14 protein-coding genes are annotated in these 14,797 nt (G+C 39.7%); 12 read left to right on the forward strand and 2 right to left on the reverse strand.

The genetic code is table 11. From position 1 onward, the window contains the following. Positions 1 to 187: 187 nt before the first annotated feature. Positions 188 to 1,393, reverse strand: coding sequence for an IS110 family transposase (locus IGI58_RS10345; RefSeq protein ID WP_429952432.1), 1,206 nt, complete (start codon positions 1,391 to 1,393; stop codon positions 188 to 190). Positions 1,394 to 1,664: 271 nt separating this feature from the next. Between IGI58_RS10345 and fdrA the strand changes: the two genes are divergently transcribed. The 12 genes from fdrA to IGI58_RS10405 all read left to right on the forward strand — a co-directional run bounded on the left by fdrA (position 1,665) and on the right by IGI58_RS10405 (position 12,990). Next, on the forward strand, positions 1,665 to 3,212 hold the full coding sequence (gene fdrA / locus IGI58_RS10350; RefSeq protein ID WP_429953485.1) for an acyl-CoA synthetase FdrA: 1,548 nt from the start codon (positions 1,665 to 1,667) through the stop codon (positions 3,210 to 3,212). A gap of 2 nt (positions 3,213 to 3,214) precedes the next feature. Then, the gene (locus tag IGI58_RS10355; protein WP_429953484.1) at positions 3,215 to 4,639 is read left to right on the forward strand and encodes a DUF1116 domain-containing protein; all 1,425 of its coding nucleotides are present in this window, start codon (positions 3,215 to 3,217) and stop codon (positions 4,637 to 4,639) included. Positions 4,640 to 4,659: 20 nt separating this feature from the next. Beyond that, entirely contained in the window at positions 4,660 to 5,799 is a 1,140-nt protein-coding gene (locus IGI58_RS10360) for an ankyrin repeat domain-containing protein (RefSeq protein ID WP_429953483.1), read from the forward strand. Between the two features lie 24 nt (positions 5,800 to 5,823). Then, on the forward strand, positions 5,824 to 7,263 hold the full coding sequence (locus tag IGI58_RS10365; protein ID WP_429953482.1) for a cytosine permease: 1,440 nt from the start codon (positions 5,824 to 5,826) through the stop codon (positions 7,261 to 7,263). A 14-nt stretch (positions 7,264 to 7,277) separates the two neighbouring features. Then, positions 7,278 to 7,739, forward strand: a complete 462-nt coding sequence (locus tag IGI58_RS10370; RefSeq protein WP_429953481.1) for a nucleoside deaminase — start codon at positions 7,278 to 7,280, stop codon at positions 7,737 to 7,739. Positions 7,740 to 7,906: 167 nt separating this feature from the next. After that, entirely contained in the window at positions 7,907 to 8,203 is a 297-nt protein-coding gene (locus IGI58_RS10375) for a TIGR04197 family type VII secretion effector (RefSeq protein ID WP_429953480.1), read from the forward strand. After that, positions 8,200 to 8,568, forward strand: a complete 369-nt coding sequence (locus IGI58_RS10380) for a DUF3958 family protein (RefSeq protein WP_429953479.1) — start codon at positions 8,200 to 8,202, stop codon at positions 8,566 to 8,568. The genes IGI58_RS10375 and IGI58_RS10380 overlap by 4 nt, the downstream gene beginning before the upstream one ends. Beyond that, the gene (locus tag IGI58_RS10385; RefSeq protein WP_429953478.1) at positions 8,559 to 10,025 is read left to right on the forward strand and encodes a T7SS effector LXG polymorphic toxin; all 1,467 of its coding nucleotides are present in this window, start codon (positions 8,559 to 8,561) and stop codon (positions 10,023 to 10,025) included. Before IGI58_RS10380 ends, IGI58_RS10385 begins: the two co-directional genes overlap by 10 nt. Positions 10,026 to 10,041: 16 nt before the next feature. Beyond that, the gene (locus IGI58_RS10390) at positions 10,042 to 10,593 is read left to right on the forward strand and encodes a hypothetical protein (protein WP_429953477.1); all 552 of its coding nucleotides are present in this window, start codon (positions 10,042 to 10,044) and stop codon (positions 10,591 to 10,593) included. An 81-nt stretch (positions 10,594 to 10,674) separates the two neighbouring features. Further along, a complete protein-coding gene (locus tag IGI58_RS10395; RefSeq protein ID WP_429953476.1) occupies positions 10,675 to 10,848 on the forward strand; it encodes a hypothetical protein in 174 nt (57 codons plus the stop codon). Between the two features lie 235 nt (positions 10,849 to 11,083). Further along, a complete protein-coding gene (gene efp, locus IGI58_RS10400) occupies positions 11,084 to 11,647 on the forward strand; it encodes an elongation factor P (protein ID WP_225533452.1) in 564 nt (187 codons plus the stop codon). A gap of 179 nt (positions 11,648 to 11,826) precedes the next feature. Then, positions 11,827 to 12,990: a cation:proton antiporter gene (locus IGI58_RS10405; RefSeq protein ID WP_429953475.1), complete on the forward strand. Its 1,164-nt coding sequence runs from the start codon at positions 11,827 to 11,829 to the stop codon at positions 12,988 to 12,990. A 172-nt stretch (positions 12,991 to 13,162) separates the two neighbouring features. On the opposite strand, the gene IGI58_RS10410 is transcribed toward IGI58_RS10405, so the two are convergent. Further along, complete coding sequence (locus IGI58_RS10410) at positions 13,163 to 14,632, reverse strand: peptide MFS transporter (protein WP_429953474.1); 1,470 nt, start codon at positions 14,630 to 14,632, stop codon at positions 13,163 to 13,165. Positions 14,633 to 14,797 lie beyond the last annotated feature (165 nt).

Here is a 14,797-nt window from a genome sequence, read left to right on the forward strand (position 1 = left end):
AAAATGAATTGTGGCAAAAAGCACCACATTTCATTTTTCCTATTTTCCAGTCAAGGCTAAACGACCTGTTCCGCTTTTAAATTAAGCCAGCTATGAAAAGGTCAAGTAAAAACGAGTATTTTTTTTAGTTATTTGTTGTGCAACTGTAGTGCACGACAAATAAGCCTAGCATATAGTTTAAAATTTTCTAGGCTTCAGTTTCAGAAGTTAAACGAACTTCATAAGGTTTATCCGTTGTCCAAATAGCGAAAATAATGTTCACAAGCTTACGACAAACGGCTCCAATAGCTGTTCCGTGGGATTTCCCCCGAGTTCTAAGACCTTGGTAATAAGCGGATAAAGCAGGATCTTTTTGAGAAGCAATAAAAGCTGCTTGCCAAATAGCTCGGCGTAAATAGGGGGAGCCTCGTTTTGACAGATGATTTTGGGTACCTGTAAAATCACCAGACTGATGGACAGAGGCATCTAGTCCTGCGAAAGCAAGCAATTGATTTGGGCGTTCAAATCGATGAATATCGCCCACTTCCCCTATGATAACTGCGGCAGTTATTGGACCAATTCCTGTAATAGTCGTGAGGAAATTTTCTTGTTTTTCAACAATCCGAACCATTTCATCTTCAAGCTGATGAATTTGTTTTTCAAATAATTGAATCTGTTCTAAAAGTAATTGAATTTGAAGCTTGAAAACATCTGTCGCAATGCTAATACCGAAAGAAGACTCTGCGATACCTTTTAGCTGATTCACTTTTTGTTCCGCTTTGGATCGCCCTAGGCGACCATTACTCGCTTGATTCAGCAGTTGGATTAATTTATCGGAGTCAATTTCTACCAAATCCTCTGGCAAAGGAGATTGAAGTAATAACTGTGTAGAAGATTTTCCGAACATATCGGAAAAAAGCTGATTATATTCTGGAAACACTTGATCCAAACAAGCAATAACTTTCCGTTTCAAGTCCGACATATTATCAACAACGCTGTAACGAAACCGTTCCAACTGTTTTAATTGAAAAATTTCTTCTTTAGGCAGTTGGGTTGGGTCAGGTAAGTCCATACGCATTACTTGTGCAATTAAGACTGAATCCACGGTATCCGTTTTGGTTTTACGGATATAGAAATTTCGAAGAGAATCGGATTGAATCGGATTAAAAGCTGTTACATGAAATCCCAATCGATGTAGAAATGAATAAATCGATAACCAATAATGACCAGTTGCTTCCATTCCAATCATAGTAGTATCAGGCAATAGTTCATACTGATTAATAAATTGTAGGAGCTGTTCACTCCCGCGTTTAGAATTGGCAAAGCGAAGTGTTTTTCCAAGTAGTTTCCCTTGTTCATCAAGTAGAGCTGCTTCGTGGTTTCGTTTTCCAATATCAATACCGATAAAGAACATACAATCAACACCTTTCAACAAGAGTTTACAGATAAGGTTTTCCTCAAACTCTAGGGACGATATAGCCTCGTGAGAGATTCAGAAACACGGTTCTATCCAGCTCATTCATATACAGTCCGTAGAGAAGAGGCATCAGTCTTAATTAGGAAGACAAAGCTTCAAGGAGGAAAAACTATGCCCTCTATCTGTACGAAATAATCATACCCCAACGGGGATGAAAACAAAATATCAGAATAAATCTGATAACTTTATTATACGAGGAGGAATTTTTATGTCAATCAGTATCAAGATTCAACCGAATACCTATATTGATTCTGTTTCGTTGATGGCTTTGTCTACTAGAGCGAATCAATTGACCGGTGTAGATCAGGCAATCATTGCAATGGCTACAGAGATGAATAAAGAAGTGATGAAAAATGTTGGTTTGTTTACAACGGAGATTGAACAGGCACAGACGAGCGATTTGGTGATTGCTGTTGAAGCAGATAATTCGATGGATTCAGAAGAGCTGTTCAAAGAAATCGAACAGTTGATGACAGAGAAAAAGGAAAAAGGTACTAGTAAATCTGCTGAGCAGTATACAACGATTGAGACAGCAAAAAAGGCAATACCTGAAGCTAATTTAGCCGTGATTTCAGTTAATGGTCAGTATGCAGCTAGAGAAGCTAGAAAAGCATTGGCGAATGATCTACACGTTATGATGTTTAGTGATAACGTAAGTGTGCAAGAGGAAATTCAATTGAAAGATTTAGCTCATGAAAAAGGCTTGCTGATGATGGGACCTGATTGTGGGACAGCGATCATCAATAATGTAGGACTCTGCTTTGCGAATAAAGTGCGTAAGGGCAGTATTGGTATCGTTGGGGCGTCCGGCACTGGAAGTCAGGAAATCAGCGTCCGCATCCACGAGTTTGGCGAAGGTGTTTCACAATTGATCGGAACCGGTGGACGAGATTTAAGTGAGGTAGTCGGTGGGCGAATGATGCTGGATGCGATCGATGCGTTAGAGGCAGATCCAGATACAAAGGTGATCGTATTGATTTCTAAGCCGCCTGCAAAAATAGTCGAAGAAAAAATTTTGGCACGAGTTAGACAATCAACAAAGCCAGTGGTCATTTGGTTTATTGGCAGTGAGCCACGTCCGAATGAAGAAGGGATTTATTTTGAGAAAATGTCTAAAGCTGCAGCGTTAAGAGCGGTTACCCTTGCTGGGATCGATGAAAATAGTCTAGATGTTCATCCATTGAATCTCCCATTGATCGATGAGGTTCGGGCAAAATTAAATCCAGAGCAACGCTACATTCGCGGTTTATTTACTGGCGGAACCCTTTGTGATGAAGCCATGTTTACCGCAAAAGAACGATTTTCAGATGTTTACAGCAATATCGCAACGGACGATGAGCACCTGCTTCATTTTGGTGAACCTAGTCAGGCCCATACATTTATCGATTTTGGCGCAGATGAGTTTACAAACGGCAAACCGCATCCAATGATCGATCCATCCAACCGAATCGCTCGTTTTGTTGAAGAAGCGGCCGATCCAGCAGTTGGTGTTATCTTGATGGACTTTGTTCTAGGATATGGCTCACATGCTGATCCAGTCGGTGTAATGGTGCCTTATATGAAAGAAGCAAAAGAAAAAGCAGCAGCAGAAGGCCGTCATTTAGAAATCATTGGTTATGTGCTGGGAACAGATTTAGATAAACAGGATATCAATGAACAAGTCGAAAAATTGACAGCAATTGGTGCAACATATGCCAGCAGCAGTCAAAATGCCGGATTGTTGGCAAGAGAATTTGTCGTGAAAGGGGCAGAATGACCATGAGTAAAATTACTGAGCTATTTCAAGAAGAGCCTGTGATCATTGATTTAGGGATCGAAGCATTTCAAGAGGAGTTGACTGAGCAGCACGTAGAGGCTAACTATCTAAATTGGGCACCTCCTGGTCAAGGAAAAGCCACTATCTTGGCGGCGCTAGAAAAAATCGAAACACCTGAAAATCTCGAAAAAATCAAAAGAGCCAATGAAGAAGCTGTGAATCGAATCATTTCTTCACAAATTTCATTGATAGGGTATGATCAAGCAATCAATGTTGTACCAGGAATGACGAAAAATACGATTTTACATGCTGGACCGCCCATTACTTGGGAAAAAATGAATGGTCCGATGAAAGGTGCTGTCAAAGGTGCGCTAGTCTTTGAAGGTTTGGCAAAAGATTTAGACGATGCCGAACGTGTGGCAGCTTCTGGTGAAATCATTTTTTCTCCTTGTCATGAGCACCAATGTGTAGGCTCGATGGCCGGCGTGACTTCTGCTTCTATGTACATGCACATTGTTGAAAATAAAACGTATGGAAATTTGGCGTTCACTAATTTAAGTGAACAAATGTCTAAAATTTTACGGATGGGTGCGAATGACGAAAGTGTGATCGAACGTCTGATTTGGATGAGAGATACATTTGGTCCGATCTTAAGAGATGCGATGAAGTTATGTAAGGAAGGAATCGATTTGAAATTGATGCTGGCACAAGCATTGCATATGGGCGATGAATGCCATAATCGTAATAATGCTGGAACAACCTTGTTGATTCAAGCATTGACGCCTTATATTATTCAAACAGATCATACGATCGAAGAAATGAAGGAAGTGTTCGATTTTGTTGCCAGCAGTGATTATTTCTCAGGTCCAACGTGGATGGCGATGTGTAAAGCTGCCTTGGATTCTGCTGTCGGTATTCCTTACAGCACAGTAGTAACGACGATGGCTCGAAATGGAACAGAATTTGGGATTCATATTAGCGGAATCAAAGGGAATCCATGGTTTGTAGGTCCTTCTCAAAAAGTGATCGGTCCGATGTTTGCCGGCTATAAACCAGAAGATGCTGGGTTGGATATTGGCGATAGTGCTATTACAGAAACTTATGGTATCGGTGGCTTTGCGATGGCGGCAGCTCCAGCGATCGTAGCCTTAGTTGGTGGAACGATCGAAGATGCATTACGTTTTTCTGTTGAGATGCAGGGAATCACAACCGCTGAAAATCCTAACATTACGATTCCAACACTTGATTTTATGGGCGTTCCTTCCGGCATCGACAGCCTAAAAGTGATCCAAACCAACACTTTGCCGATCATCAATACAGCAATTGCTCATAAAGAAGCAGGAATCGGGATGATCGGTGCGGGTATCACACATCCGCCAATGGAAGCATTTGAAAAAGCGATCATCGCGTTTAGTGAACAATTATAAAACCGAAAGGAGTGAGCAAAATGGATGTAGTAAAAACAGACCGTTCTTTACTTGAAGCGATCTCCGCTGCTGAAATTGAACGTGTGCATGAATTGCTTCAAGCAGGAGCAGAAGTCTCTATGACGGATGAAGCAGGACGATCACCTTTGATGATGGCTGTTCAGCAAAATAATCTAGCGCTAGTAAAGGAATTACTTCGTTTCCATGCGGATGTGAATCAAAAAGATAATACCAGCCTTTCGCCGTTCATTTGTGCAGCAGCGAATGGATTTGATGACATTGTTTATGAATTGCTTCATGTAGGAGCAGATTTACCATCAGTGAATCGTTTTGGCGGGACAGCCTTGCTTCCTTCTAGTGAAAAAGGTTATCTGAAAACTGTTCAGCTCTGTCTAGCAGCAGGAGTACCAGTCGATCATGTCAATCGATTGAGTTGGTCAGCGTTATTAGAAGCGACGATTTTAGGAGATGGTGGACGTTTATATCGCGATGTTATTCGAGAGTTAGTTCAGCATCAGGCGGATGTGAGCCAAACAGATGATTCAGGAAAAAATGCCCTTGACTACGCAAGGGAGTCAGGAAACGAGCAACTAATTGCGATTCTCGAAAAAAAAGAAGTCGAAGCACCGTTTTTCCAAAGAGTTCGCAGTCTTTTAAGAGAAGATGCCGTTATACAAGTTTTAGATTTACTTGAAAAACAAAATCAGACGAATATAGATGTGCTCTATTATTTAGGGTACACTCATCAACGGTCAAAAGATTACCAGAAAGCGATCGGATATTATAAAAAAGGCTGGCAGCAAGAGGCGGAATTTGCTTTTTATCTAGCCAATACATTCCGTATGATGGGAGAAATAGAACAAGCGTTAAAAGTATACGATCAAGCAATCAAAACGGATCAAGGATTCTTTTATCGCTACCACAAATCAAATTTTTTAAGAGAATTAGGACGTCATGAAGCAGCGGTCGAATTGATGGATGATTTATTAAAAGACTATCCAGATCGAGTGGATTTTTATTTTCACAAAGCAAACAGCTTGCGCAGTCTAAATCGCCATCAAGAAGCGATCGAAGCGATGGACAAAGCTATTCAGTTAAACCCAGACAACCCATTATTTTCAGAGCACAAAGCACAGTCACTTCAATTTCTAAAAAACTAAAGAAACGTATTGGAGGAAAAGACAATGGAATCAGTAGAGAAACAAACGATCGACACTGCACCTACCTATTCTGCAGAATTACTGCCAAAAACAGGAGCCGACAAAAACTGGGGCATTTTTAATTATGTCACATTATGGATGGGTGCCGTTCACAATATACTTTCTTATATGACAGTCGCGGGATTTTTCCTACTTGGATTAAATACGAAGCAAGTCTTAGCTGCCGTAATGTTATCTGCTGTGATCGTTTCCGTATTTTATGTGTTGAATGGTGTTGCCTCTGCTAAATATGGATTGCCGTTTCCTATGCTGCTGCGTTCTGTATTTGGCGTAAAAGGTGCGATCATCCCATCCTTATGTAGAGGTTTGATTGCGGGTGTTGTCTTCTTTGGCACGCAAAGTGTGGTAAGTGCCCAATCGCTGGATGTCTTGTTTAGTCGAATCATTCCTAATTATATGAATATTGGTGGCGGGATGACGATTTTAGGGATGCCGACGCCAACGATGCTGAGCTATCTGATCATTTGGTGTGTAACTGTTGCTTTATTTTTAGGAGGAACAAAAGTTTTGGATAAATTTGGCAATTGGTCTTCACCGATCGTCTATGTCTTTATTGTTGGAGCAGCGATTTGGACGATTCAAATTGCCGGCGGTTTTGGTCCGATTTTAGCTTACACACCAGCTAACGCGACGAATAGTCCGATCGTCTTTATTACCTGTGTGAGTGCTTTAGTGTCAAATTGGGCTGGTCCGATCGTAAATATTGGTGACTTTACTCAAAAAGCAAAAACACCCAAAGCGATGATCATCGGTTTACCATTAGGCTTTATCTTGTCTTATATATTATTTGCGATCACATGTGTGGGTCTGATCGCAGGAACGCAAATCGCATTTGGTGAACCGATTTTCAATATCGTAAATGCCTTTGATAAAATCAATAATACGTTTGCTGTTTTCGTTTTGATTCTAGCACTGAATATGGGCGCGTTGGCATTCGTTGTATTCGGGAATTTATTTCCAGCGGGGCTGCAGATGTCATCATTGTTTCCAAAAGTCTTAGATGTCAAAAAGGCTGGTGTATTGACGGCGATTATTGGTACAATGATCTTACCTTGGAAGTTGGTAGAAAATGCATCGACGTTATTCTATTTCTACAGTTTCATCGGCTCTATGTTTGGTCCAATTGCAGGGATCATGCTCGCTAGCTTTTATATTGAGCATAAACAAGTGATCGATCTAGAGAATATCTATGTAGAAGACGGCGATATGGGTGAGTTCAAATCAGGATATAATAAGAAAGCGATGATGACTTTAGGGATCAGTTTTGTCATAACGATGTCCGGCGCTTTTTTGCAATCGGTTCCATTTTTAAAGACGATCAATGACTTTGCTTTCTTCTCAGGATTGATCTTTTCATTTGTCGTCTATAGCGTGTTAAGTAAAGTCATGAAACAAACGAATTAGTATTGGAGGAGAAAATGATGGATTTTATGAAGCTGGCAGCAGAAGCTACTGTTTCAGGGATGGAAAAGAAATATGGTGGGCCGTTTGGTGCTACATTAGTTCGACATGGAGAAGTGATCGTATCAGTCAGTAATACGATGATGAAAGATACAGATCCATCTGCACACGCGGAAATGATTGCTGTGCGGGAAGCTTGTAAAAAGCTGGATACGATGGATTTATCTGATTGTGAAATCTACGCAACCTGTGAACCTTGCCCTATGTGTGTAGGTGCGATCATGTGGGCGGGAATCAAAACAGTCTACTATTCAAATACAAGAGAAGATGCTGCAAAACATGGTTTTTCAGATATGCATTTACGCCATTATTTAGATGGATCAGATCAAACACCACTTTCAATGATCCATACAGGCAGCTGTCCTGAATGTGATGAATTGTGGCAAACTTTTGATCAAATTTCTAAAAAATCAGAATAAATATGGTCATTTGAAAGAGCTGGTTGCTAAGAGACGATCGGCTCTTTTGTGTTGAATGAGAAAATAGGCAGATTTTTTCTATATTTAAAATGTAATCCTGTTATTAATGGAAAAAATACCCCTCTTTTTGTGTTAAACTAGTGGTAACTAATAAAAAGGAGAAAATTATGGGGATCAATAGTAGTTTATCGATCGCTGGTGGTGTATCTGCACAAATGAGTAAAGCAGCAAGCGGATTGTCTTCAGTCAATGCGGTAATGTCTATGGCAGAGCGCACGTCTGTCAGTGGCAACACGAACGCAAAGAATAGCTTAACAAGCGTACATAGTAGAGGGCAACGGTTATCGAATGCAATCGCTCGTGATGGAAATAATATTCATTCCGTGGCTAAAGAATTTGCGGCAATCGATCAAAAGATAAATGCCAGTATGATAAACCTCTTTAACGGAGTAACGTTCAAATGAAACAGGTAGATAGAGAAGCGATGATCCAACTGGAACTCGCACAACTGGATTTAGAACAAGAAAGCAATCAAAGAGAACTGAGAAAGCTGGCTGAAGCTGAATATGACTATGGCGAGATTCAAAACTTGGAACAGCGCTTTTACCAGGAATTGATGGAAGCGAATCAAGGAGCAGAAAAGCAACATTACTTTGTTGAGTTAGAAGCTGAAGCACGCTCACTACAACAAAAACAACGCCTGCAAGTCGAGGAACGATCAGAAGAACTTTTGGCAGAGAAGAAGAACCTTATGGACCAAGAAGATCAACTGTATCTGGAAAGAAAGCAGCTGCTTGATCAGGAAGTGGGTGCGGACGAATGGGAGTAGATTTTTTTGTTGGCGAAGTCAACAGTCAAAGTGCTGCTGCGAAACAGATGGCCGCTCAGTATGTCCAGTTTAGTGGTGTTCTAAAAGATAGTGTCAGTCATTTTATGAGTGCGCCTTTATCCGGTAAAACGTATGATTCTGCGAAGCAGTATTTTTCTGCGGTTTATCCAACTTTAGCCAGTGGATTTATCCTGGTATGTGAAGCATTGATTGAAGCACACAGTAAGTTTCCAGAAGAGTTTCAATCACAAGTCGATACCTGCGATGTGATCGAGGACCAACTGAAGGCAGTGATCGCACAAGGCAATTTGACCTTACAAAGTATGACTCAACGGATGGATAAAGAGAAAGAACCCAATCAAGGACTAGAACAACGTTACATGCATGTACAGGCAGCTATCAGAGAAAGTGAAGAAAAGCTTCAGAAGCTCTATGCTTTTCATGCCAGTTCTCCAGATCTTTTCGCTGATTTTGAAGCACAGTTGGCCAACTTTGATGCTGGACTAGCCGAAGTCGAAAAAGGTGCTGCATGGAATGCTTCTTCCGGAACATTTGATTTAGGAAGAATGAATATGTCTTGGGTAAAGCCGATCAGCCGTGCTTGGGACAAGAGGCAGAAAAAGATTGAAGCAAAAACTAAGGACATTGAACTTGAAAATGAGAAAATCGGGTACCAGTTTGATGAAGCTGGCAACTTGATCGGTGTCTTCGTTAACGGCGAGTTTGATTCAAAGCGCACACGGGAAATACAAGGTATGATCCAGTTACAAGATATACAAGGGGTAAGAGGTCTTGGATCAGGCTTTCTTGATCAATGGGCAAATAACAATGGTAAATCGATTTTTAATAAACTGTTTGGCGAGCGACAGGTAAATTCTCATTTATCTAACACAAGCGGCTATGCCAACGGCCAGATGCTAGCAGATGTTTTATCACTTGCTCAAGGTGGTGCGGAGTTTGTAGGTGGATTTCTATGGATGTTTGGCGGAACGGCAGGCAGCATAGCCACTTTTCCGGTGACTGGAGGAGCTAGTGCGGCAGCTATACCAGCAATTAATACAAGCGGTTTGGCTATATCTGGGCATGGCGCTGGAGTATTACGAAGTGCTTGGGGTAGCTTAGGAGAGGGTTATGGTTCTGAAAATTATCCTAATGGGAAATATGAGCCTAGTCCAAAGCATGATCCAAAAAGTGGCTGGGGAAGTCCTAATTCAATACCTACGCAAGAAGTTGGACAGAAACTTTTAGATACAGCCTACACTTCAAAAGATAAGAAGCAATTATATAATTTTTGGGACGGTAAATTGGTAAAATTTCAGCCTGATACTACTGGAAGTTGGCATGCTTATGATGTAGTGAAAAATGTGCAGAGAGACGTTCCAGCAGATGTACTCCGAGCTATGCAAAAAGATGGATTGATAACGAATGCCCAATACAGAAAATTGATAAAACAATAAGAATAGGAGTAATAATATGATTATTGGAGATGCAGAGAGATTTGCTTTCGAGTTTAATATTCAAGAAGATGGTTATGGAGAATTCGATCTAATTATAAATGATAAGAGGATTACTAGGTTTAGCCAAAATAAAACTATATATCCATTTAAGGGAAGTATCATTGAATTAGCAGAATGGTTTGAAGAAAGTAAAAGTATGTTCTTTGATACAACTCCTCCTCCGTTTCCGCTTCCGATAAAAGGCAATACCATTGCTGAAAAAGACAGATTTTATAGAGCTGCTGACTTCATTTTTACTTTAGAAGATGAAGAATTTGATGCATTAGAAAATATAGCTGATTGGTTATTTAAACATTCTTGGCAATCTGCTAGAGGTGGTGGCTTTTTACTTCCTGCTAACTTTTATAGTGAAGATGGTAAATGGTTAGAGATTTCGTGGGATGCTAAGGACACATATTCTCAGTATGGAGCTGAGTTTGTATACAAAGAAGGCGTTGCGTATATTGAAAAAGATATATTTGAAGAAATAATCAACGAATTTATAACTGAAGTAAATAAATTCAAGTAAATAAAAGGTAATTTTTTAACAAATCTCCCTTTCTGCTTGTAGAATGAGGATCAGTTATTCTACAGACAGGAGGGTTTTCGTATGTGCGGAAGGTTTTTTTTAGATCCAACAGATTCCAAAGAGATCGAGGAGATTATCAGTAAAATAGAAGCAAAAACCAAGGCAATCAAAACCGAAGAAATATTTCCAATACGTCCAGTTCCTGTATGGATTCGCACATCTGATCACGATATCGATGTTGAAGCAGTGGCTTAGGGTTTTCATGGATTCAAAAAGTCTCAATTATTTTAGAAAAAATACAAGCGATAGCGAAAGTTGATTCTATAACAAAAAATTTACTTATACTAAATACCCAAAGTATTTTCTGATAGCAGAACTGCCTATTCTAGTAGAATAACTGCGTTGAATCTGCTACAATAGTCTAGGAGTATAGTCGAGTCTCTAGTTTAATAGAGATAATCAATCTTAACAAAAGAAGGAGAACTATAAAATGATAGCAGTAAGTGATCTTAAAGCAGGTATGACATTCGAACAAGACGGAAAATTGATCCGTGTAATGGAAGCTAGCCACCACAAACCAGGTAAAGGAAATACCGTTATGCGTATGAAGCTAAAAGACGTTCGTACAGGCGCAACGACTGATACAACAATGCGTCCAGATGATAAAGTCAAAAAAGCCTTTATCGAAAGTAAACCTGTACAATACTTATACAGCCAAGATGACACAGCGAACTTTATGGATTTAGAAACATATGAACAATATGAAATCCCAACAACTGTGATCGAAGATGAATTGAAATATCTTCTTGAAAACATGGAAGTAAAAATCCAATTCTACGGTACAGAAGTTATCGGTGTGACATTGCCAACAACTGTTGTTCTACGTGTGCAAGAAACACAACCATCGATCAAAGGTGCAACTGTTTCAGGTTCTGGTAAACCAGCCGTAATGGAAACAGGTTTAGTAGTCAACGTTCCTGATTTTATCGAAGCTGATGAATTATTAGAAATCAACACACAAGAAGGTACGTATTTGAAACGTGCGTCTAAATAAATTTGATTTTAGTGGATCAAAAACGATCATCCTCTAATTTGATTTTTTAAGCCTGGAAATAACGTAATGTTATGTTTCAGGTTTTTTTGTTCATGTTCGTGATCTTGACGATAAGGTGAAATGATGTAAACATGCTATAATAAAAAAAAGGAAGTTTATTTTTAGAAAGGGAGAAACTTATGTTCTTTTTATTAACCTTGTGTTTGGTGTTATTATTTACCAAACTAGCTGGTCATTTTTGTAATCGAATCGGCATACCTTCTGTTATCGGTGAATTGTTGGTCGGTATTTTGATTGGACCAGCTATTTTAGGATGGGTCAAACCAGATGAATTCATGCATTATTTTTCTGAGATAGGTGTTATTATTTTGATGTTTATTGCAGGCTTGGAAAGTGATTTGGAGCTTTTAAAAAAATATTGGCGGCCTGCTTTGGCTGTAGCGTTGATGGGTATCATTTTTCCAGCAGCAATGGGGTTTGGTGTAGGAGAGTTGTTTCAGTTTTCCGTTCAAAATGCAATTTTTCTAGGTGTACTTTTTAGTGCGACGTCTGTTAGTATTTCAGTTCAAGTGCTGAAGGATCTGAAAAAGATCGATACAGAAGAAGGTGCGACGATCCTTGGTGCAGCGGTGGTTGATGATATTGTCGTTGTTTTGATTTTAGGTATCATGTTGAGCTTGATGAATCGTTCAACACCTGATAGTAGCTTACCGTTATGGGAAGTCTTACTGTTGAAAGTATTCTTTTTCATCGTTATTTTCGCGGCAAGTAAATGGCTAGTTCCTTGGTTGTTGAATTTAAGTGAAAAATTAGTTGCGATCGAAGCCGTATCAGCAATTTCATTAGTTGTTTGTCTAGGGTTTGCCTATTTTGCTGAAATGCTTGATATGGGTGCGATCATCGGTGCATTTTTTGCGGGAGTTGCGATTGCCCAAACAGATTATCGTAAACGGGTAGACGAAAAGCTGGAAACGATTGGGTATGCGGTATTCATTCCGATGTTTTTTGTGTCGATCGGGTTGAATATGACGTTTGCCGGCATGTCTAAACATTTCTTATTTATCGTTATTTTGACCATTGCAGCTGTACTGTCAAAATTATTAGGTGGCGCTTTGGGTGCAAGAGTAACTGGCTTTAAAGGGATTTCGACATTGATCATTGGTTCGGGGATGGTTTCTAGAGGAGAGATGGCATTGATAATAGCCCAAGTTGGTTTAACATCGAGCTTTCTTTCGGAAGAGTATTATTCATCCGTAATCATTGTGGTGATTGCCACTACGATCATCGCTCCGTTGCTGTTAAAAGCAACGATCATGAAACAAAATAAACAAATGATCGCTTAAACAAATGAGATGAAGGCTGTTTAGATTTGAGCAATCGGAATAAAAAATCGGCTAGTGCGCTGTTCATGTCGTGTGGTTGTTGCGATATTGACGGATTTGACTTTGTCAGTATCTATCAAAAATTAGAGCCCGAACCAAAACTGTTTTAGTTTTGGTCCGGACTCTTTTCGTTTTAATGGACAGAGCCCATCAACTTTTTGATCGGTTTTTTACAAAGAATCAGAATGACTCCTGCAATCACAGCGACAATTCCGACGATCCCAAAATAAGCAGACTCGGTTTGTGGTGTATAAAAGCGTGCAATTTGTGCATTGATTGCCTGTGAGGCTGCATCAGCTAAAAGCCAAATGGCAACCGTTTGTGACTCGAAGGCTTTCGGCGCTAATTTTGTCGTGATCGATAGCCCTACAGGTGAAATACACATTTCTCCTACGATCATAATAAAGAAGCTGAAGAATAACCATAAGGGACTGACACGCCCTTCTGTTCCGTATAATAGCCCGGGAAGCATCAATAGTACAAATGAAAGACCCGCGAAGACTAAGCCTAATGAGAATTTTACTACGGTCGAAGGCTGTCTTTTTCCTAAACGTGTCCACAAAGCGACGAAAATAGGAGTCAAAACAACAACGAAAATTGGATTCAATGATTGGAACCAGCTTGGAGCGATCGAAAAACCAAATAATGTATCATGTGTTCGTTCGTTAGCGAATAAAGCTAAGATAGAAGAGCCTTGTTCTTCTAGTGACCAGAAAACGATCCCCGCTAAAAATAGTGGAATGTAGCCTAAAACACGTGGTTTTTCCTCATCGGTCACATCTTTTGATGTCAGCATTTTGATAAAGTAATATGCTGGAAGCAAAATACCGATGATACTAACGATATTGATGAAAAAAGCGATCGTTAAACGACCTAAGACAAAAGCGCCGCCGAAGATCAAAACAGCTACAACTAAAGCAATCAGTAAAGAACGCATGAATTTTTTACGTTCATCAGCATCCATCGGATTTGTTGGTGCTAAGCCGATGTTCGATAAAGATTTTTTTCCTTGGAAGTGATATTGCAGCAAACCGAAGAACATCCCGAAAGCTGCTACAGAGAAACCAATATGATAATTATACGTTTGACCTAATGTTCCAACGATAAATGGTGCAATCAACGCACCGATATTGATGCCCATATAAAAAATAGAAAAACCAGCATCTCGTCTTGTGTCTGTTGTTGAGTAAAGATGACCGACCATACCGGAAACATTTGGTTTTAACATCCCCGTACCGATCACGATCAAAAGGATAGATAGAAATAATGCGGCAACCCCAAAAGGTGTCGCTAATACAATGTGACCGACCATAATAAATAATCCGCCGAAGAAAACTGTTTTTCTAGCTCCTAATACACGGTCAGAAATCCATCCGCCAACGATACTTGACATAAACACAAGTGAGCCATAAATCGACATGATCGCTAAGGCCGTTTCTTTTGGTAAGCCGAGCCCGCCGTTTGCGACTGTATCATAAATATAGTAGAGTAAAATTGCCCGCATGCCATAATAACTAAATCTTTCCCACATCTCTGTAAAGAAAAGTGTCGATAGTCCTTTAGGTTGTCCTAGAAAAGATTTGTCTAGCTGCTGTTCATTCATAGAAAATAACCTCAATTCTTTTTAATATTCAGAAAATTTATGTAAGTTAGATTTTCTGAAAACTATCCATTCTACATTGTAAACCGTTACTCTTTTAATTTTCATAGATTTTCATGATTAAGCTATAAAAAAAAAGTGTTTTTATATCATTTTATTTTCATAATA

The organism is Enterococcus sp. AZ020 (genome assembly GCF_050499205.1).
Classification (GTDB): Bacteria; Bacillota; Bacilli; order Lactobacillales; family Enterococcaceae; genus Enterococcus_L; species Enterococcus_L dunnyi.

Bases quoted from the DNA above. Each gene is read 5' to 3' on its own strand.
- IGI58_RS10345 (WP_429952432.1), bottom strand. From the start codon at position 1,393: ATGTTCTTTATCGGTATTGATATTGGAAAACGAAACCACGAAGCAGCT.
- fdrA (WP_429953485.1), top strand. From the start codon at position 1,665: ATGTCAATCAGTATCAAGATTCAACCGAATACCTATATTGATTCTGTT.
- IGI58_RS10355 (WP_429953484.1), top strand. From the start codon at position 3,215: ATGAGTAAAATTACTGAGCTATTTCAAGAAGAGCCTGTGATCATTGAT.
- IGI58_RS10360 (WP_429953483.1), top strand. From the start codon at position 4,660: ATGGATGTAGTAAAAACAGACCGTTCTTTACTTGAAGCGATCTCCGCT.
- IGI58_RS10365 (WP_429953482.1), top strand. From the start codon at position 5,824: ATGGAATCAGTAGAGAAACAAACGATCGACACTGCACCTACCTATTCT.
- IGI58_RS10370 (WP_429953481.1), top strand. From the start codon at position 7,278: ATGATGGATTTTATGAAGCTGGCAGCAGAAGCTACTGTTTCAGGGATG.
- IGI58_RS10375 (WP_429953480.1), top strand. From the start codon at position 7,907: ATGGGGATCAATAGTAGTTTATCGATCGCTGGTGGTGTATCTGCACAA.
- IGI58_RS10380 (WP_429953479.1), top strand. From the start codon at position 8,200: ATGAAACAGGTAGATAGAGAAGCGATGATCCAACTGGAACTCGCACAA.
- IGI58_RS10385 (WP_429953478.1), top strand. From the start codon at position 8,559: ATGGGAGTAGATTTTTTTGTTGGCGAAGTCAACAGTCAAAGTGCTGCT.
- IGI58_RS10390 (WP_429953477.1), top strand. From the start codon at position 10,042: ATGATTATTGGAGATGCAGAGAGATTTGCTTTCGAGTTTAATATTCAA.
- IGI58_RS10395 (WP_429953476.1), top strand. From the start codon at position 10,675: ATGTGCGGAAGGTTTTTTTTAGATCCAACAGATTCCAAAGAGATCGAG.
- efp (WP_225533452.1), top strand. From the start codon at position 11,084: ATGATAGCAGTAAGTGATCTTAAAGCAGGTATGACATTCGAACAAGAC.
- IGI58_RS10405 (WP_429953475.1), top strand. From the start codon at position 11,827: ATGTTCTTTTTATTAACCTTGTGTTTGGTGTTATTATTTACCAAACTA.
- IGI58_RS10410 (WP_429953474.1), bottom strand. From the start codon at position 14,632: ATGAATGAACAGCAGCTAGACAAATCTTTTCTAGGACAACCTAAAGGA.